Source organism: Xanthomonas vasicola (assembly GCF_000772705.2).
GTDB classification, from domain to species: Bacteria; Pseudomonadota; Gammaproteobacteria; order Xanthomonadales; family Xanthomonadaceae; genus Xanthomonas; species Xanthomonas vasicola.
Window position 1 is genome coordinate 114,374 of the sequence record NZ_JSBW02000027.1, and the last position, 18,594, is coordinate 132,967.

The following is an 18,594-nucleotide window of genomic DNA, read 5'->3' on the forward strand; positions in this document are numbered from 1 at the left end:
GCAATTTCTCGGCTGGGCATCTGTTGAGGCCATATAAAGCGTTGCATCCGCCCCGTCTCAAGCCACACAGTCGGTTGATTACTGCCCGCAATGACCTCGTTTCAAAACGTTCACCACCCAATCGAGCCTGCGCAATGCAGGTAACTGCTTGATTGCTGCTACGCGCGCCGCCGATCTGACCCACTCAAGCGTCACGGCGTGACGATGTAACGAGTGGCTTGGTGGCTCTGCTGACGAGCTCAACTTGCACGCATTCGTACCTCACCACATAACGACGTCTGGGTAACAAATACGTGCGCATGCTCGCCCTACCGGCTTGGCGCCGGTGGCGTGCGGGTCCGAGCGATCTGCACTGCAACCTTAGGAACTTTCGGAGGTGCGTATGTCTTTCCGGCAATTTCCCGCAATCGGTGCAGATGGCGAGTCTTACGTCATCGTCGAATTCCGCGACGAACAGCAACCACGCGCAAATGCGCAATCGGCGCCGCGTTACGAGCTCCCTGACGGACGACACCTGCAACGGCAGGGGCAGCGCTTCGTCACCGATGGCGGCGAGCTGCGCCTTTCTACGCTCTAAAGCGGCAGTTAACGGTAGCGAGCAGTTGTCTGTTGGGCCTGGACGGCGCGCGTGGGGACCGGTGTACAAGAGCGTCGCCGATTCCGAGCACCAGCCGCGCCCGACTGACAACTGCGCAGCAGATGCGTTGCGTGCTCTACACGGCACTGGTCAATTTTTCACCACTGAATGCGCAACCCTTGCGCGGCAGGGGCTGTGCGCATTTATCCACATGCTTGTGCAAGCTTCATCCACACCCTGTGTGGATGAAATCGATGGCGGCAGAAAGCCGTCCTCGTATCGCTGCATCGCAATCAGGAATCGGATCGCTCCAGCACACGGCCAATCCCACTGCGATCAATCTCGCTCGCCGCTTGCGCTAATGCCGCGCGATCACTTTCAGCCTCAAAGCCAATACGGAAATGCAGCTCGCCCATCGGCGTGCGCGATGAATGGATCGACGACAGGTTCACGCCGTGTCGCTCGAACACATGCAGCAAGGCGCGCAGCGAACCGGGCTGGTCTTCGGGTAGATACACGCTCAAGGTGAGCGGTTCGGTGAGATCGGCCAGCAGGTAGCCCACACGCTCATAGGTGTAATTGCCTGCCGCAAGTGCGTCCTGCTGCAACGCTTGCGCGTTGTCGTGCAGGAATTGGCTGCGGAACTGCGCACGCGCCGCATCGTCGCCCTGCGCCACCAAGGCACGCAGCTGCTGCAATTGCAGCAGCAGCCGGTCGAGCATCTCGCCAACATATGGGTTACCGAACTGGATGTCTTCGTAGATCGATGGGTTGAGCGAGAGAATGCGCGCGATCACCGCGGTATCCAGTTCGAACGATGCCGAGCGATACGGCATCAGCGCGCGCAGCTCGCCCAGCAGCGGCGCGTAGTCGCGCAAGGTGCCGGCCTGCGCCAGATGGGTGGCGTGCACCATCGCCTGCACCAGCGCCATCACGCGGTCGTGGTGCTCGGGGGTGGCGTACACGCATTCGGCCTGCAGCGCGCCGCACAAGCGCTGCACCCATGCCGACCAGTGCTGCAACCGCGCCGCGCAGACCACCATGACGCGCCCTTTCAAGGTCGGCGATTTGGGTGGAGCGGTCATTGGGTGCAGGCCGACGACTTCCGCCTGCGAGGTCAACATCGCAGCGACCGGCGCCTGCTTGATCGAGGTGACATCCAGCCACAACTGCGAGGCAGCGCGCACGCCGGCAAGTTCCACATAGCGCTCGATCAATGCAGCGGTGTGCCGGATCGGCGCGGAAAAAATCAGCACGTCCGCGCGTTGCGCGAGCGTGGCCTCGTCCATGCTGCCGCTGTCGGCCGGGTCGAACCCGATCACCTCCAGCTGCATGCGCGCGCGCACGAACTGTGCCAGCCAGCGCCCGTACGCGCCGGCGATGCCGACGATGCCGACCACCGGCTGCGCGATCATGCCAATCGCTCGACGGCGAATCGCGGCGCAGCGGCAAGTGCTGCCGGCGCAGCAGCCATGACGTCGAACTCTTCGTAACCCGCCGCCAGTGTGGCTTCCAGCGCGCTATGCACGCCGCTGAGTGCGTGCCCCACCGCCTGCTCGAACGGCACATTGCGCAATAGCAGGCCGATCAGCAGCGCCATCAGCACATCGCCGGTGCCGGCAACATCCACCGGCAGATGCGGGCTGGCCCAGCGATACACCGCCGCGTCGCTGACCGCCAAGGTCACCAGCTCACCCGCGGCACCGGCCACGCTATGCGCAAGCACCCACTGCGGCCCACGCGCCAGCAACGCGCGCGCAGCAACGATGGCATCGTCCTGTTGCAGGCTCGGCAAGCCGGTCAACCGACCCAACTCAAACGCATTCGGTGTGACCAGCCAGGCATGCGGCAGCAAGCGCTCGGCGAACACGCGTTCCAGCCCGGGTTCCACATACGGGCCAGTGTGCGTATCGCCGATCACCGGATCCAGGCAATAGCGCAGCTGCGGCGCCTGCGGCAAGGTTTGCTCCAGCCAATCGGCGAATGTTTCGCCGTTGGCCAGGCTGCCGAAATAACCGGACACCAGCATGCGCGCACGCTGCGGCAGCCCGCGCTCGGTAGCGCCCAATAACAGATCCGCCAGCCAGTCGGCCGGCAGGATGCGCCCGCGCAGGGTTGCGTAAAACGGCGCGTTGCTCAGCAGCGTGGTCGGCACCTCCGCTACACGCAGCCCCAGCGCGCGCAGCGGCGGCACCGCAGCGCTATTACCGGCATGGCCATAGACCAACTGCGATTGCACGGAGATCACATCGATCGGCGAAGGACCATCCGGACGCTGGCGGCGACCATGGACGAGGTGGCTGTCGGTTGCATCGCTCATAAAGGCGGCCGTTCTGGAGAAAGATGGCAACGATTATCCGCGCAACCCTGCAAGTGTGCTGTGGATGCACGCTGCAATCGGCACCTAGCGTTTTGGAAATGGTGCACGGGCGATCTCACCATATCGAAACCAGATGCCGACGCCAACCGGCGCAGCGGTGCGCAATACCGCAGATATTCCCAACGAAACCGCTAAATTTTGCCCGATTATGATGCACCCCGCTGGCCCGGCTTGCATCATTCAAGGCACAGCTTCGCTAGCGTTGCAGGCGACAGTGTTCTCGGCCAGGAAGAGCCGCGGGTGCGTCAAACGGGCATGTGTCACGCGAGCAACCCCGGCTGCTTCCGTCGCTTCACGCACACACGTTTGCATGCGCGTGATGTCTTGCAGCCAGCAAAAAAATGGCCCGGCGTGCAGTCTGCTGCACGCCTGGCCATCGGTGTATCAGAAGGCTAAATCAGGACGTCATCCGATCCCAAAAACCCTTGACGCCGTCGATGAATGTAGCCGACTTGGGTGAGTGCTTACGTGCATCCTCACCGGTGAACGTCGCCTCGAACTGTTGCAGCAGTTCGCGCTGATCGGCCGTGAGATTGACCGGGGTTTCCACCACCACACGGCAATACAGATCCCCTTCGCTGCGGCTACGCACCGAACGCACACCCTTGCCACGCAGGCGGAACAGCTTGCCGGTCTGGGTCTCGGCCGGGATGCGGATTTCCGCCTCGCCGCCCAGCGTTGCCACGCGCACGGTGTCGCCCAGTGCCGCCTGCGAAATACGGATCGGCACTTCGCAGTGCAGATCGTCGCCGTCGCGCTGGAAGATCGCATGCTCGCGCACGCGCACTTCCACATACAGATCGCCCGGCGGTGTACCGGCCGGGCCGGCCTCGCCTTCGCCTGCCAGACGAATCCGGTCGCCGGTGTCCACACCGGCCGGCACCTTGATCGACAGCACCTTGTCTTCTTCAACGCGACCGGCGCCGTGACAGACCTTGCACGGGTTCTGGATCAGCGTGCCGCGCCCATCGCAATGCGGGCAGCTCTGCTGCATGGCGAAGATGCCGCGCTGGATACGCACCTGGCCGCGTCCATGGCAGGTGCCGCAGGTTTCGATCTTGCCGTCTTCCGAACCGCTGCCATGGCAGGGTACGCATTCGATCAAGGTCGGAATCTCGATGCGTCGCTCGATGCCGGCGACGGCTTCTTCCAGATCCAGTTCCAGCACGTAACCGACGTCGGCGCCACGTCGCGCAGCGCGCGGACCGGCGGCGCCACCGCCGAAAATATTGCCGAAGATATCGCCAAAGATATCTCCCATGTCCGGGCCACCCGGCCCACCTCCACCACCGCCCATGCCGTGCTCGAAGGCCGCATGGCCGTGCGCGTCGTAGGCACGCCGCTTATTGCCATCGGACAGCACTTCGTAGGCTTCCTTGCATTCCTTGAACGCCGCTTCGGCAGCAGCATCGCCAGGATTGCGGTCCGGGTGGTGCTTCATCGCACAGCGCCGGTACGCCTTCTTCAGCTCCTCGTCGCTGGCGCCACGGGCAACGCCCAGCACTTCGTAGTAATCGCGTTTGCTCATAAGCGGGGATTTGGAATTCGTGATTTGAGATTCGTTGAAACGCAAAAGCGGACAGCATGTGCTGGTCCGCCTTGGCGACGCGACGCGTAAAGGATATCGGGATGGGGATCGGCAAGCTTTAGCGCTTGCCAATCCCCACTCCCCGACTCCCAAACCACGACTTACTTCTTGTCGTCCTTGACTTCAGTGAACTCGGCGTCCACCACGTCATCGGCGGCCTTGGAGGCCTGTGCGTTGCCGCTGGCGGCATCGGCGTTGCCGCCCTGCTCTGCTGCCGCAGCTGCTGCATACAGCGACTGGCCGGCTTCTTCCAGGGTCTTGCTGCGGGCTTCGATCTGCGCCTTGTCGTCGCTCTTCATGGCGGTTTCCAGATCCGACAATGCCGCTTCCACCTTGCCGATCACATCGCCACCGACCTTGCTGCCATGCTCGGTGATCGCGGTGCGGGTGGCGTGGATCAAGCCATCGGCCTGATTGCGGGCCTGCACCAGTTCCTGGAACTTCTTGTCTTCTTCGCGGTTGGCCTCCGCATCGGCGACCATGCGCTGGATCTCTTCATCCGACAGACCCGAACCGGCCTTGATCTCGACCTTCTGTTCCTTGTTGGTCTTCTTGTCCTTGGCCGACACGTGCAGGATGCCGTTGGCGTCGATGTCGAAAGACACTTCCACCTGCGGCATGCCGCGCGGCGCCGGCTCGATGCCGGACAGGTCGAACTTGGCCAGCGACTTGTTGAAGCGGGCCTGCTCGCGCTCACCCTGCAACACGTGCACGGTCACGGCCGACTGGTTGTCTTCGGCGGTGGAGAAGGTCTGCGACGCCTTGGTCGGGATGGTGGTGTTCTTTTCGATGATCTTGGTGAACACGCCGCCCATGGTTTCGATACCCAGCGACAGCGGGGTCACGTCCAGCAGCAACACGTCCTTGACGTCGCCGGCCAGCACGCCGCCCTGGATCGCAGCTCCTACGGCCACGGCTTCGTCCGGGTTGACGTCCTTGCGCGGTTCCTTGCCGAAGAAATCGGCAACTGCCTGCTGCACCTTCGGCATGCGGGTCTGACCGCCGACCAGGATCACTTCATTGATGTCGCTGGCGCGCAGGCCGGCGTCGTTCAACGCGGTGCGGCACGGCTCGATCGACTTCTTGACCAGGTCTTCCACCAGCGCTTCGAGCTTGGCACGGGTCAGCTTGATGTTGAGGTGCTTCGGGCCCGATGCATCGGCGGTGACGTACGGCAGGTTCACTTCGGTTTGCTGGCTGGTCGACAGCTCGATCTTGGCGCGCTCTGCGGCGTCCTTCAGGCGCTGCAGTGCCAACGGATCCTTACGCAGATCGATGCCCTGATCCTTGTTGAATTCGTCGACCAGGTACTCGATGACGCGGTTGTCGAAGTCTTCGCCGCCCAGGAAGGTGTCGCCGTTGGTGGCCAGCACTTCGAACTGCTTCTCGCCATCGACTTCAGCGATTTCGATGATCGACACGTCGAAGGTGCCGCCGCCCAGGTCGTACACGGCAATCTTGCGGTCGCCGCCTTTCTTGTCCAGGCCATAGGCCAGGGCAGCCGCGGTCGGCTCGTTGATGATGCGCTTGACGTCCAGACCGGCAATGCGGCCGGCGTCCTTGGTGGCCTGGCGCTGGCTGTCGTTGAAGTAGGCCGGCACCGTGATCACGGCCTCGGTGACCTTCTCGCCCAGGAAATCCTCGGCGGTCTTCTTCATCTTTTCCAGCACGCGCGCAGAGATTTCCTGCGGCGCCATACGCTTGCCGTCGCTGGTCTGCACCCAGGCATCGCCGTTGTCGTGGGCGAGAATGCCGTACGGCACGTGCGAGATGTCCTTCTGCACTTCGGCGTCGGTAAACTTGCGGCCGATCAGGCGCTTCACCGCGTAGAAGGTGTTCTTCGGGTTGGTCACCGCCTGGCGCTTGGCCGAGGCGCCGACCAACACTTCGCCGTCCTTGGTGTAGGCGACGATCGAAGGCGTGGTGCGATCGCCCTCGGAGTTTTCGATGACGCGGGCCTTGCCGCCGTCCATGATCGACACGCACGAGTTCGTGGTGCCGAGGTCAATACCAATGATCTTGCCCATGGATATGCTCCTGATGATTCTTCAGCTGTGTCCGGCGACGCCGGGTCTGGCTGAGATGTGGGGGTGGTGCGCAGGTGTTCAAGCCACCGGCGCACATCTGTGTTTCATGCCTGCGCCTGGCAGTTCAGCCGGCACTTCGGTTCAGTCGTGCTTGGCCACGACCACCAGGGCCGGGCGCAGCAGACGCTCGTTGAGCAGGTAGCCCTTCTGGAACACCTGCACCACGTGGCCCGGCGCGATGCCCTCGGCCTCGCCCTGGCTGATCGCCTGGTGCTGGTCCGGGTTGAACGGCTGGCCGACGGGATCGAGCAGGGTCAGGCCGTTGTCGGCGGCGACCTTGAGCAATTGCTTGTAGGTCATGTCCAGGCCATCGCGCAGCGGGCTGGGCTCGGTACCGGCTGCGGTCAGGCCGGCGTCCAGGCTGTCGAACACCGGCAGCAGTTCGCCCAGCAGCTTCTCGTTGGCGAACTTGCGCGCGTTCTCGACATCGCGCGCGATGCGCTTGCGCTGGTTTTCCAGGTCGGCGCGCTCGCGCAGGGCATCGGCCTTGACCAGCGCGATCTCGCTGCGCAGCGATTCGATCTCGGCCTTGAGCGGATCGGTCTCGGGCGGGTTCTGGGACAGGTCTTCGGAGTCGAATTCGGGGTGGTCTTGGTTCATGTGCAGTTCCCGGGCAAGCGGAACGCCCGCCCCAACGTCACCCCGTATATGGGCGCTCGCGCGCGTTTCAAGCAAACACGATCGCGCCGATCGATGCCGGTTATCGCGTGCCGGGCGACTCCATGGCCGCGCCCAGCACGTCGGCGGCGGTCTGCACCAGCGGAATCAGCCGGTCGTAGGCCATGCGTTTGGGCCCGATGACCCCCAGCACGCCCAGCACTTGGCCGTTGGCGGCGTAGGGCGCGGTGACCAATGAGACGCCTTCCAGCGAAACCACGCCGGTTTCCTCGCCGATGAAGATACGCACGCCCGGCGCCTGGATGGTGCGTTCGAGCAGCTGCAGGATCTCGCGCTTGCTGGCGAAGGCCTCGAACAGTTCGCGCAGGCGGTCCAGATCCGACAGGTCCTGCACGCCCATCAGCCGGGTCTGCCCGGCCATCACCATATCGTCGGCATCGGCCGGCACCAGCGCCTCGCTGGCCAGGTCAACGCTATGCGCCAACAGCTGTTCCATTTCGTTCTTGGCCATGCGCAGCTCGCGCAGCAGGCAGGCGCGGATGTCCGCCAGCGCGCGCCCGGCGAACTGCGCATTGAGATAATTGGCCACCCGTTCCAGCTCGGCAGGCTCGTAGGCGCGACGTGGCTCGATCACCCGGTTCTGCACCTCGTTGTCGGCAAACACCAGGATCGCCAGCACCCGGCGTGCGTCCAGCGCCACGAAATCGATATGCCGGAACGCGAACTGCTCGCGCCGCGGCGCACTGACCACGCCGACGAAGTGGCTCATCGCCGACAGCATCTGCGAGGCGCTGCCCAGCAGCGACTGGGTGCCGTTGCCGCTGGCCAGTTCCGCGCGCAGGCGGCGCACTTCTTCTTCGCCGGGCGGCTGCATCTGCACCAGGCTGTCGACGAATACACGGTAGCCATGCGCAGTAGGCACGCGCCCGGCCGAGGTGTGCGGGGAGCTGAGCAGGCCCACGTCTTCCAGATCGGCCAGAATATTGCGGATGGTGGCCGGACTGACATCCAGCCCCGCATGCTGGGCCAGCGTCTTGGAGCCCACCGGCTCGCCATCGCGGATGTAGCGCGCGATCAGCGTGCGCAGCAACTGACGGGCGCGGGGGTCGAGCATTGGGGACTGGGACGCGCGCATGGGATCATCCGGTGAGACTGGGCATAGATAATGTCTGGCCCCGGGGATGGCAAGCGTCCGATTCCTTGTCTGCCCCCTTCCACCCTAAGCTTCCCCAAAGCGTTCACACTCGACCTCATGCTCAGACACCTCTCGATCAAGGATTTCGCCGTTGTCCGCGCCACCGAACTCGAATTCGGTCCAGGCATGACCGTGGTCTCGGGTGAAACCGGTGCCGGCAAGTCGTTGATGGTGGACGCGCTGGGCTTTCTGTCGGGCCTGCGCGCCGACAGCGGCGTGGTCCGCCACGGCGCTGACCGCGCCGAACTGTCTGCCGAATTCCAGCTGCCGGCCGAGCATCCGGGCCTGAGCTGGCTGGCCGACAACGAACTCGATGACGAGGCGCAATGTCAGCTGCGCCGGATCATCCGCGCCGACGGCGGCTCGCGCGCCTGGATCAATGGCCGCCCGGTCACTTCCTCGCAGCTGGCGGAACTGGCCTCCAGGCTGGTCGAAATCCACGGCCAGCACGAACATCAGGCGCTGATGGCCCGCCACAGCCAGCTCGCCCTGCTCGATGCCTATGCCCGTAACAGCGCCCAGCGCGAACAGGTGCGCCAGGCCAGCCAGCGCTGGCAAGCGCTGCTGGACGAGCGCGATGCGCTGTCGGCGCAAGGCGATGTCTCCGACCGGATCGGCTTTCTGGAGCACCAACTGGCCGAACTGGAACGCGAGGACCTGGACCCGGCCGCGATCGCCGCGCTGGACGTCAACCATCGCCGCCAGGCGCATGCCACCGCGCTGATCGGGGCCTGCGACAGCGTCGCCCAGCAGCTCAACGGCGACGACGGCGCCAGCGCGCTGGGTCTGTTGCAGGACAGCCGCCACGATATCGCCCGTGTCGCCGAGCACGAACCGCGGCTGGGCGAAGTGGACGCACTGCTGGACAGCGCCGTCATCCAGATCGAAGAAGCGCTGGCCCTGCTCGACCGCGTGCGCGACGACCTGGAGGCCGACCCGGCCCAGTTCGACGCCATGGAGCGCCGCCTGGGCCGCCTGCACGACCTGGCCCGCAAACACCGCGTCACCCCGGACGAGTTGGCCGCGCACCGTGACCATCTAAGCGCCGAAGTCGAGAGCCTGCGCGGCGCCGACGAGCGCCTGCAGCAGCTCGACAAGCACATCGAAACCGCTACCGCGGCTTGGCGCAGTGCCGCCGGCGTGCTCAGCGACAGCCGCAGCACCGCCGCCGAAGCGTTGTCGGCCGCCACCACCACGCTCATCGGCGAGCTCGGCATGGGCGGCGGGCAGTTCCTGATCCAACTGCAGCCGCACGACAGCGCGCGGCCGGACCCCAACGGCGCCGAACGGGTGGAATTCCTGGTCGCCGCCAACGCCGGCCAACCGCCGCGCGCGTTGCGCAAGGTCGCCTCCGGCGGCGAACTGTCGCGCATTTCGCTGGCCATCGAAGTGGCGGCGCTCGGCCTGGACAGCGTGCCGACCATGGTCTTCGACGAAGTGGATTCGGGCATCGGCGGCGCAGTGGCCGACATCGTCGGGCAGAAGCTGCGCGCGCTTGGCGAAGAGCGCCAAGTGCTGTGCGTCACCCACTTGCCGCAGGTGGCCGCCAAGGGCCACGCGCATTACCGGGTCAGCAAGGCGCCGGTGGACGGCATGACCCAGAGCGCGGTCGAGCTGCTCGGCCCGCAGGCCCGCCAGGAAGAGCTGGCACGCATGCTAGGCGGTGTGGAAGTGAGCAAGGAAGCACGCGCGGCAGCCCGCAAGCTGTTGCAGAGCGCCTGATCCAGGCAAATAGCTCGCAAACTGTTGTAAAGCAACTGATCGGGCCGGCAGCGCTGCACCGGTGCTGCTACGCCCGTGCGATGGCGGCAACGCTAGACACGCGTAGCTCCACCGACGTTTTCGATGCATGCAGTGCTGTAACTGATCGGCGCCCCTGAGGCCGCCTGGGCAGGCTTCATGCATTGAGGCCCCATCCCAAGCTCCGTTCGCTTGTCCCGTTCGCAAGGCGCCCTCCCTGCCCGCGAGGTCTCTACTGACGAGACTCCCTGTTCTCGTCAGCGAGGTCAGACTCCCCGCTAACGGGGCTCCATCGCCCCCGCCAACGGGGAAGCGGCCGGAGGCCCGATTGAGCCGCGGGCCATGCAGCGAATCCACCACCGCGCCCCACAAATGCAAAAGGCGGCCGAAGCCGCCTTGTGCTTGCACCTGCAGAACGCGGAACTCAGCGCGGGCGCTTCTTGCGCACGTACAGCACCAGCGAGTGCTCTTCGAGCTCATAGCCGTGCTTGGCGGCGATCTGGCGTTGCAACGCCTCGATTTCCTCGCTCTCGAACTCGATTACATGGCCGGTATCCACGTCGACCATATGGTCGTGGTGACCGCCGCGATCCAGCTCGTACACAGCCTGCCCGCCTTCGAAATTGTGCTTCAGCACCAGGCCGGCGGCCTCGAACTGGGTCAGCACCCGATACACCGTGGCCAGACCGATCTCGTCGCCGTGGTCGAGCAACTGGCGATAGATGTCTTCTGCGCTGAGGTGGTGGTGATTGCTCTTTTGCTCGAGCAATTCCAGGATCCGCATGCGCGGATGGGTCACCTTGAGCCCGACTTTGCGCAGGTCGTGGGTTTCCATATGTTCTCCGTTCATTGGCGATTTAGCGCCAGCTGCCATCAAACGGGTCGCGGCGACCGACGGAAGTGTATCATCGGCGTGATTTCCTCAGCACTTAATCCCCGATGCGTAATCTTCTGCTGGTCGCCGCCGTTGCTCTTTCCACCGCTGGCTGCGGCATCATCTACAAGCAGCCGATCTACCAGGGCAATCTGATCAAACAGACCGCCGTGGAGCAACTGCAGGTAGGCCAGAGCAAGCAGCAGGTCAGCGCGTTGCTGGGCACCCCTTCGATTCCCGACCCGTTCCATGCACAGCGCTGGGACTACACCTCCACGCAGCGTGTGGACCGTCTGGCGCACACCGAGGTCAAGAACTTCACCGTGTTCTTCGAGAACGAGCAAGTTGTGCGCTGGGAAGGCGACTATTTCCCGTCGCAGGACGAGCAGCTGGCCAAAGCCGCGCCCAAGCAGTTCGGCCGCAACCTGGCACGTGACAAGAAGAAGCAGCGCGGCCGTTGATGCGGTTGCTGGGCGGTCTTGCGATCGCCTGAGGCTGGCGGGACCAGAAAACGCATCCCGTCGAACGGATGCGTTTTTCATTTGCATGATCGGAAAACATGCTCGATAGAGTTGCAGCACCGAACTGGCTGGCGTCTCCGAAGATCGGTTCGTAATACCGCATCGCTTCTTCGACGAGCTGCTTCCTGCCGACCAAAACCTCGCACGTTCGCCAGGCGTTGCATGTCGAAAAGCGAGTGCTCGAATCCAACGACAACGAATACGTTCGGCCCACTGCGGGGCAGTGATCGGAAGAGCTCGCTCTACCGCACAGCGCACGCATACCGCAGCACCGGCAAACCGGTTAGGTGTTGGGGCCGGCCTTTTTGCTTGGTCCGGCACGCCGACGCCGCGCCTCCTTTGGATCCAATAGCAGCGGCCTGAGCAATTCGACCCGGTCGCCTGCGCGCAATACCTGCTCCGGGCGCGCGATGAGCCCGTGCACTGCAAGTGCCACAGGCGTTTGCTCCAACGCCAAACCGGATGCGGCGACTGCTTCTGCCACGGTTGCGCCATCGGGCAACTCAAGCTGCACCACGTTATAGCGATCCGGCCAGGCCAGAATGACCTCGATGCGCATACTGCAGTGGTGCCTATCCGTCGCCGCGATCGGCGACGCGCACGAAATCGTTGACCATGCGATCGGCCAGGCCCTGGAACCCCAGCGCCAGCGCCGGGCCCAGCAGGCGCGAGCTGGTCTCCACTTCCAGGGTCAGACGCACTTTACAAGCGTTCTCGCCCAGCGCCTGGAATTCCCACAGCCCTTCCAGGCGCTTGAACGGGCCGTCGCGCAGATGCATGACGATGCGCTCGGGGCGCTCCAGGATGTTATCGGTGGTGAACCAGGTGCGGAACGACCCCAGCCCCAGATCCAGGCGCGCCACGATATGCGCCTGGTCCTGCTCGAGCACTTGGGCAGCGTCGCACCAGCCGAAGCGGCGCGGATAGGCGGCGACATCATTGACCAGATCGAACATACGGGTGGCGCTGTGTTCGACCAGGGCGCTGCGACGGATGATAGGCATTCGCTAACTTGTGAAAGACGGAAGATCGTTTGACGACACCGAATCGGCGACAATGGGCGGATGAGCAAGAAACCAACCAAGGATAAAGCAAACGGCGCGAAGGCCACGAAAACCATCGCGTTGAACAAGCGTGCGCGCCACGAATACCACCTTGAAGAACGCTACGAAGCTGGCCTGGCGCTGCAAGGCTGGGAGATCAAGGCGATCCGTGCCGGCCGCGCCAACATCGTCGACGGCTACGCCTATGTTCGCTCGGGCGAGATCTACCTGATCGGCGCGCAGATCACCCCGCTGATCCAGGCCTCTACCCATACCGTGCCGGTGGAACGCCGGGATCGCAAACTGCTGCTGCACCGGGCCGAGATCGACAAGGTGCTCACCCGCGTGGAGCGCGAGGGCTACACCCTGGTGCCCACCGCGCTGTACTGGAGCAGCAACAAGGTGAAGCTGGAGATCGCCCTGGCCAAGGGCAAGCAGAACCACGACAAGCGCGACGCCGCCAAGGACCGCGACTGGCAGCGCGACAAGCAGCGCGTGATGCGGCGGCATAATCGTGATGCGTAAGTGGCGGGGATTGGTGATTCGGGATTAGGGATTGGCTACAGCGGTTGTGCGTGGCCTTTCGCACTGCTGGCTTGCGATCCACACATGCACAGCGGCGAGGCTAGCCCCGCTGCTCTTGCGAACGCCCAATCTCAATCCCGACTCCCGGCTCCGAATCACGTCGCTCCAAGCATCCGCATCAAATTCGGCACGCCCCTGCCCTGCACATAGCGGTCGCGCTGCAGGTCGGTACTTGTCTCGAGCAGCAGCTGCTTGACGCGGTCCGGGAAGCCGATGAACTCACGGCGTGCCGATAAAAAACCCGCCAACACGCCGGAGACATGCGGTGCGGCCATGCTGGTGCCGCTCATTTCCACCATCAAACTGGCCGGATCGTTTGGGTCAAAGTCGTAGTAGGCCGAGAGGATTTTTTCCCCCGGCGCGACCACATCCGGCTTACCGCGACCATCGGCGGTGGGCCCGCGCGAGGAAAAATACGACACGCCATAGTTGTGCGGGCTGCTCTTGTGCACCGAACCGACCACGATGGCATCTTCCAGATTGCCCGGGTCGCTGATCGACAGATCCATGTTGGCCGCATACGCATCGCCATCGTTGCGCATCAACCAGGCCAGGCCTTCGTTGCCGGCAGCGATCACCACCAGCACGCCTTGCCGCCACAGCCGCCGCAATTCGTTGCACAGCGGCGTAAACCCGCAGCCATAGCTCTCCGGGTCGAAACAGCCACCCAGGCTCAGATTGACGCCATGAATGACGAGCTCGCCGGCGCGCTCGTTGATTACAGCGATCTGCTGGATTGCTTTGATCATCCACGAATCGCGGCCATTTCCAACATCGTCGAGCACCTTGAAGCCGTACAACTGGGTATCAGGCGCCACGCCGGCAAAGTCCAGTGTGCGGCCGGGCACGCCACTCGCATCGGGAATCGAAGCGCGACACTGACCGGCAATGATCCCGGCAATATGCGTGCCGTGGCCATGCCGATCGAGCCGGGTAAACGCGGCGCCGTCGGCGCGGGTCAGTCGCTTGGGCGCACCACGCCGCGTGCAGTCCCACTGCGCCACCACGTTGTCGCGCTCGCCCTTGACGAAAAAATGCGGGTGACTGGCCGCGATGCCGGTATCCAGTACTGCCCATCCAATCTGCTGACCACGCGCGCGATACGCCGTGCGCGCCGCATCGGCATGCAGCACATTGCCGGATTCATGGATCAGCGCGCGTTTGCCGGCATCGCGCCACACCCGTCGAAAGCCCAACGCGCGATAGCGATCCTGCAGCGATTCGATCTCGAATCGCGTCAACCGCGCGGACACGAAACGCTGCAGGCTGTCTTCCAGTTCGATCGCCTCGTCCAGTGCATCGCCGCTCAAACCAGTGGTGCGCGCGGCCGCTTCGCGCACGTGCTGCAACAGCAACGCGCGCACGCCAGCCGGGTCGTTGCCCAACACGCGCCGATCCAGCTCGATCAGCACGTCGTGTCGGTGCCCCGGGCCATGCGCTTCGAGCTGCTCGCTCAGATCCTTGATCAGCACTGCATTGGACACCGGCTGATCGAAGCCCACACCCACGGCCTGACGCACTGCGGCCCGCACCTGCGGAATCGACAGATACCCAGAGCCGGAATGCGGGTTGTGCTGCCAGTCCGGATTCAAACGCGCAGCGGCCAAATTTTCGAAGCGTCCTTTTGCGTTGGCGATGTCGCCGGTGAGATCCGGGTCCAGCGCGATCGGGTCGCGCGTTTCTGCAACATTGATCCAGCGCTGCACACACTCGGGAAACGGCAGTTTGCGCGTACCGGTCCAGCGCTTGAACATGCTGCGCACCTGCGGCAACCCCAGTGGCGAGCCCAGAGTGACGAACAGACTGACCTGGCAGTCGGCGGCCTTCAGTTGGCGCAGCACATTGAAGGCGATCATCGAGCCCTGGCTATGCGCCACCACCACGAACGGCCCGCCCCCTGCGCGCAGCCGCTGCGCCAGACTTTCGCGCATCAGCGCCGCACGCTCCGGCACGAAGAACAGGTCGTGTACATCCTGCAACAATGCAGCGGAAATCAGCCGTAGCAGCATCCGGTTGATCGCATCGATGGCGCCCATGGCTCGTACGCTGCCGGGTGTGGACGCCCCCTCCAGTTCGTCCAACAACTGATGTAGATCCGCGCGTTCCTGCTCGCTCCGCGCCAGCGCATCGGCCAACAGGTGGAGGTCCTGCTCGCCCGTTACCGGGCCGAGCGTGCTCAGGGCGCGCTGCACGCTCTGATTGAGCGCCGGCCCCACATCGCGCGCATCGCAATTGCCTGGCTCGGCCACCGGATAGCGCTCGCGATTGACCCAGTACGCCAGCCGCGTGCGCTCGCCCATCGGCCGCCCGAACAAAGCCTTGTCCCACTGACACCGCAGCACATCGGCCGGCGGCTTGTTGCCGATACCATGGATGTAAATCACCGTGCGCGCCTTGCCCTGCACGCGGGTCACGCTGGGCTCCTGCGGCTCGGCCTGCTGCGCGCGCCTTGCACGCGGCCGTGCCGGTTTTTCCGTGCTTGCAGCCGCCTTGCGCGGTGCTGCGCGCGCAGGCGTCGAACGTGGGGGCTTGCCTGTCGCCATCGCATCGCTCCTTCGTTTGCAGATTGTTCCGTTCGGTACGGACTGAAGCCACTGTAAGCGCTTCGCATCTCGCCACTTGTGAGAGGGCGCGCCGATCCCTACACTGGGCGAGTCAGCGTTTTAAAGCTTTCCCCGGGGGTGCACTGGTTTCGACGGGGGTCGCGAAGTCGCTTGGCGCATGCCGAGGGGGCAGCTTTCCTCGTTAATCCAGCAGCAAACTTTTAGTTGCCAACGATGACAACTACGGTTCGGACTTCGCTATCGCCGCTTAATTGGCTTTAGTTGTAGTTCTACAGCCGCCTAAGGCGAACCCCCGAACCTACTTGTGCCCGTGCTCGTAGGTGTAGGGTCATTATCACGGAACCATCGGTAGTGGCTGCCTGTCAGCTACCGGTTAGATAAAGCAGGCTGGTTTCCAGGTGCGCTTTGCCAACCGTGCTGCCTGGGAATGAGATCTAACGGAGGGCTAAGCATGTAGTGCTGGGGATGGAGTGCTTCCGGACGGCGGTTCGATTCCGCCCACCTCCACCATCTGATCGCGGAAAAGAGCAGTAAGTGCTTGATTTCGCGAAGGTTAGGCCCGGGGTTTGATGTTCAGTTTGAGCCTGCGTTAGGTATCAAACGAGGTATCAAACCCCGTGCCGAAGCCGTATTTTCTGCGCCGCCCTGCTGGGCTGTATGTGCGCTTCTTCGTCCCGACTGACGTGCAAGCCCTCATTGGCTCGCGCTACCTTGTCCGTCCCGTTCGCTTGTCCCTGGGTGATGCTGCCCGTCTGGCCGTGGCACGAACTGCTGTGGCACTCTCGGAAGCATTCGATCAGATGCGGCAAGGAGCGGGCATGCAGGACGATTTGCTGAGCCAGGCTCTGGCCGCATTGCAAGGGAACGAAGCACGCCCCTACACCATCAAGGTCGGTGGCGTGGAGCTCTCTGCCAACAGAGCAGACGATCATGCGCGGCTGCTGGACGCACAGAAATACCTCCCCTTTCAGCAACTGGCTTCTGTGAAATGTAATGACCCACCGGTTTCTGCACAGGTCATGCGGTTAATGTAGCGGCATAGGCCGCGTTTGGGGTCATCATCTTCAGTGCCTGATGAGGGCGCTGTTGGTTGTAGAAGGCGGTCCAGTCAGCAATCACGCGCAGCGCGTGGGTTTGGCTCTCGAAGCGATGCCGGTGTACGCACTGCTCCTTCAGCGATCGGATCTGAGCCGCCCCGGGATTCCCGCAGGCTCCAACTCTTGAGAGGATGGAGTCATGAGCAAAGCAATGAAGGATTCGCCAGAGGTTCGTGAGCAAGCGGTGCGGATGGTGTTTGAGCACCAGAAGGATCACACCTGGCAGTGGGGCGGCGATCGCATCGATCGCCGGGAAGATCGGTTGCACGGCGCAGACGCTCTGCAACTGGGTACGGCAGGCCGAGCGCGACCAGGGGCGGCGTGAGAAGCTGAGCACGTCCGAGCGCGAGAAAATGAAGTCGCTGGAACGCGAGGTGCGGGAGTTGCGGCAGGCCAACGCGATCCTGCGCAAGGCATCAGCGTATTTTGCCCAGGCGGAGCTCGACCGCCGGTTCAAGCCATGACGGGGTTTATCGACGAACACCGCAATGTCTACGGGGTCGAGCCGATCTGCAAGGTATTGCCGATCGCCCCCTCGACGTACACCTGCATGCGGCCCGGCGTGCCGATCCCTCCAGGGCGTCGGCGCGTGCGCAGGCAGACACGCAGCTGTGCGCAGCCATTGGGCGGATCTGGGAAGACAACCGCCGCGTTTACGGCGTGCGCAAGGTCTGGCGACAGCTGCAGCGCGACTGCGTGGAGGTGGCGCGGTGCACGGTGGAGCGGCTGATGCGGCGGCTGGGCCTGCGCGGGGTGGTGCGCGGCAAGGCAGTCAGGACCATCGACAGCGACAAGGCGCAGCCGTGTCCCTTGGACCGGGTGAACCGGCAGTTCCATGCCGCGCGACCGAATGCGCTGTGAGTGAGCGATTTTACGTATGTGTCGACCTGGCAGGGGGTGGTGTACGTGGCCTTCGTGGTCGATGTGTACGCCCGCCGTATCGTGGGCTGGAAGGTGTCCGGTTCGATGACGACGGACTTTGTCCTGGACGCGCTGGAGCAGGCCGTACATGCCCGGCAGCGAAGCGACGAGCAGACACTGATCCACCACAGCGACCGTGGCGTGCAATACCTCAGCATCCGTTACAGCGAACGGCTGGTCGAGGCCAGGATCGAACCGTCGGTCGGCAGCGTGGGCGACTGGTATGACAACGCACTGGCCGAGACGATCAACGGACTGTACAAGGCCGAGGTGATCCACCGCAGAGCGTGGCGCCATCGCGAGCAGGTGGAACTGGCCACGCTGGACTGGGTGCCCTGGTACAACCACAAACGCCTGTTGGGGCCGATCGGATACATCCCGCCAGCGGAAGCCGAAGCGGCTTATTATCGGCAGCAAACCCGTCAGGCCGAGGCGGCCTGACTCAAACCAAACGGCCTCCGACAAAACCGGGGCGGTTCACTCGGCGGCGTCCTGAGCACGTCGGAGCAAACCGCATGCCAGCCTCATAACGTGCCGCTCAGACGTGCGCGCGCTGCTCTTGCGCCTTGGCGTACATGGCTTCGAGCGTGACCATGCCGGCGATGCGGGCGGCGGCCATGGCGCTTCGGTGGTCGGGGAAGGTTGACGAGAGCGCCGCACCTGCCAAATTCGCGGCCCGGCCGACGCCGATCTGCGCGACATCCCAGCCGGCAACCCAGCCGTGGGCGAGCGTGTCGCCCTTGGCGGCGTGACAGGTGAGCTGGTAATTACCTAGGAAAATGACCACGGGCGTTCTTCTGAATA

Annotated in this window: 16 protein-coding genes, 1 other RNA gene, 2 pseudogenes and 1 other annotated feature; of the genes and pseudogenes, 7 read left to right on the top strand and 12 right to left on the bottom strand. The window is 63.9% G+C overall.

Annotation, left to right across the window (positions count from 1 at the left end; genetic code table 11):
- The first annotated feature begins 382 nt into the window (after nucleotides 1–382).
- Nucleotides 383–577 carry a hypothetical protein gene (locus tag NX05_RS05995; RefSeq protein ID WP_010366369.1) on the top strand — a complete coding sequence of 65 codons (195 nt, stop codon included), beginning with the start codon at nucleotides 383–385 and terminating at the stop codon, nucleotides 575–577.
- Nucleotides 578–870: 293 nt separating this feature from the next.
- Here the strand turns inward: NX05_RS05995 and NX05_RS06000 are convergent, their stop codons facing one another.
- The 6 genes from NX05_RS06000 to hrcA form a co-directional block, all read right to left on the bottom strand.
- Nucleotides 871–1,992, bottom strand: coding sequence for a prephenate dehydrogenase (locus tag NX05_RS06000; protein WP_039433651.1), 1,122 nt, complete (start codon nucleotides 1,990–1,992; stop codon nucleotides 871–873).
- Nucleotides 1,989–2,897: a pyridoxal kinase gene (pdxY, locus tag NX05_RS06005; RefSeq protein WP_039433648.1), complete on the bottom strand. Its 909-nt coding sequence runs from the start codon at nucleotides 2,895–2,897 to the stop codon at nucleotides 1,989–1,991. The genes NX05_RS06000 and pdxY overlap by 4 nt, the downstream gene beginning before the upstream one ends.
- Before the next feature lie 457 nt (nucleotides 2,898–3,354).
- Nucleotides 3,355–4,485 (bottom strand): molecular chaperone DnaJ, encoded by a 1,131-nt coding sequence (gene dnaJ / locus NX05_RS06010; protein WP_010366364.1) that lies wholly within the window; start codon nucleotides 4,483–4,485, stop codon nucleotides 3,355–3,357.
- A gap of 161 nt (nucleotides 4,486–4,646) precedes the next feature.
- A complete protein-coding gene (dnaK, locus tag NX05_RS06015; protein WP_039433644.1) occupies nucleotides 4,647–6,572 on the bottom strand; it encodes a molecular chaperone DnaK in 1,926 nt (641 codons plus the stop codon).
- A gap of 141 nt (nucleotides 6,573–6,713) precedes the next feature.
- The gene (gene grpE / locus NX05_RS06020) at nucleotides 6,714–7,232 is read right to left on the bottom strand and encodes a nucleotide exchange factor GrpE (protein ID WP_010366360.1); all 519 of its coding nucleotides are present in this window, start codon (nucleotides 7,230–7,232) and stop codon (nucleotides 6,714–6,716) included.
- A 100-nt stretch (nucleotides 7,233–7,332) separates the two neighbouring features.
- Entirely contained in the window at nucleotides 7,333–8,364 is a 1,032-nt protein-coding gene (gene hrcA, locus NX05_RS06025) for a heat-inducible transcriptional repressor HrcA (RefSeq protein WP_010366358.1), read from the bottom strand.
- Between the two features lie 138 nt (nucleotides 8,365–8,502).
- Here hrcA and recN point away from each other — a divergent pair, with 138 nt between their 5' ends.
- Nucleotides 8,503–10,167 (top strand): DNA repair protein RecN, encoded by a 1,665-nt coding sequence (gene recN, locus NX05_RS06030; RefSeq protein ID WP_039433641.1) that lies wholly within the window; start codon nucleotides 8,503–8,505, stop codon nucleotides 10,165–10,167.
- Between the two features lie 442 nt (nucleotides 10,168–10,609).
- On the opposite strand, the gene fur is transcribed toward recN, so the two are convergent.
- Entirely contained in the window at nucleotides 10,610–11,020 is a 411-nt protein-coding gene (gene fur / locus NX05_RS06035; protein WP_002804358.1) for a ferric iron uptake transcriptional regulator, read from the bottom strand.
- Between the two features lie 104 nt (nucleotides 11,021–11,124).
- Between fur and NX05_RS06040 the strand changes: the two genes are divergently transcribed.
- Nucleotides 11,125–11,520, top strand: a complete 396-nt coding sequence (locus NX05_RS06040) for an outer membrane protein assembly factor BamE (protein WP_010366350.1) — start codon at nucleotides 11,125–11,127, stop codon at nucleotides 11,518–11,520.
- Between the two features lie 343 nt (nucleotides 11,521–11,863).
- Here NX05_RS06040 and NX05_RS06045 read toward each other — a convergent pair whose 3' ends face one another.
- Nucleotides 11,864–12,139, bottom strand: a complete 276-nt coding sequence (locus tag NX05_RS06045; protein WP_010366347.1) for an RnfH family protein — start codon at nucleotides 12,137–12,139, stop codon at nucleotides 11,864–11,866.
- 13 nt (nucleotides 12,140–12,152) lie between these two features.
- The gene (locus NX05_RS06050; RefSeq protein WP_010366346.1) at nucleotides 12,153–12,584 is read right to left on the bottom strand and encodes a type II toxin-antitoxin system RatA family toxin; all 432 of its coding nucleotides are present in this window, start codon (nucleotides 12,582–12,584) and stop codon (nucleotides 12,153–12,155) included.
- A gap of 60 nt (nucleotides 12,585–12,644) precedes the next feature.
- Between NX05_RS06050 and smpB the strand changes: the two genes are divergently transcribed.
- Nucleotides 12,645–13,148 (top strand): SsrA-binding protein SmpB, encoded by a 504-nt coding sequence (gene smpB / locus NX05_RS06055; RefSeq protein ID WP_010366344.1) that lies wholly within the window; start codon nucleotides 12,645–12,647, stop codon nucleotides 13,146–13,148.
- A 155-nt stretch (nucleotides 13,149–13,303) separates the two neighbouring features.
- Here the strand turns inward: smpB and NX05_RS06060 are convergent, their stop codons facing one another.
- Nucleotides 13,304–15,751, bottom strand: coding sequence for a S8 family serine peptidase (locus NX05_RS06060; protein WP_039433636.1), 2,448 nt, complete (start codon nucleotides 15,749–15,751; stop codon nucleotides 13,304–13,306).
- A gap of 134 nt (nucleotides 15,752–15,885) precedes the next feature.
- Between NX05_RS06060 and ssrA the strand changes: the two genes are divergently transcribed.
- Both ssrA and NX05_RS23625 read left to right on the top strand, forming a co-directional pair.
- Nucleotides 15,886–16,282: a transfer-messenger RNA gene (gene ssrA / locus NX05_RS21910) on the top strand.
- Nucleotides 16,283–16,389: 107 nt separating this feature from the next.
- Nucleotides 16,390–16,782 (top strand): annotated as a pseudogene (locus NX05_RS23625) (integrase); the annotation flags it as partial.
- 7 nt (nucleotides 16,783–16,789) lie between these two features.
- Here the strand turns inward: NX05_RS23625 and NX05_RS24755 are convergent.
- Nucleotides 16,790–17,086, bottom strand: a complete 297-nt coding sequence (locus NX05_RS24755; protein ID WP_338108265.1) for an integrase core domain-containing protein — start codon at nucleotides 17,084–17,086, stop codon at nucleotides 16,790–16,792.
- Here NX05_RS24755 and NX05_RS06075 point away from each other — a divergent pair.
- Nucleotides 17,009–18,231, top strand: a pseudogene (locus NX05_RS06075) (IS3 family transposase). The gene NX05_RS24755 and the pseudogene NX05_RS06075 overlap by 78 nt on opposite strands.
- Nucleotides 17,288–17,404: a sequence feature (AL1L pseudoknot), on the top strand. (Overlaps the previous pseudogene by 117 nt.)
- Before the next feature lie 97 nt (nucleotides 18,232–18,328).
- Here the strand turns inward: NX05_RS06075 and NX05_RS06080 are convergent.
- A complete protein-coding gene (locus NX05_RS06080) occupies nucleotides 18,329–18,577 on the bottom strand; it encodes a hypothetical protein (protein ID WP_039433630.1) in 249 nt (82 codons plus the stop codon).
- Between the last annotated feature and the right edge of the window lie 17 nt (nucleotides 18,578–18,594).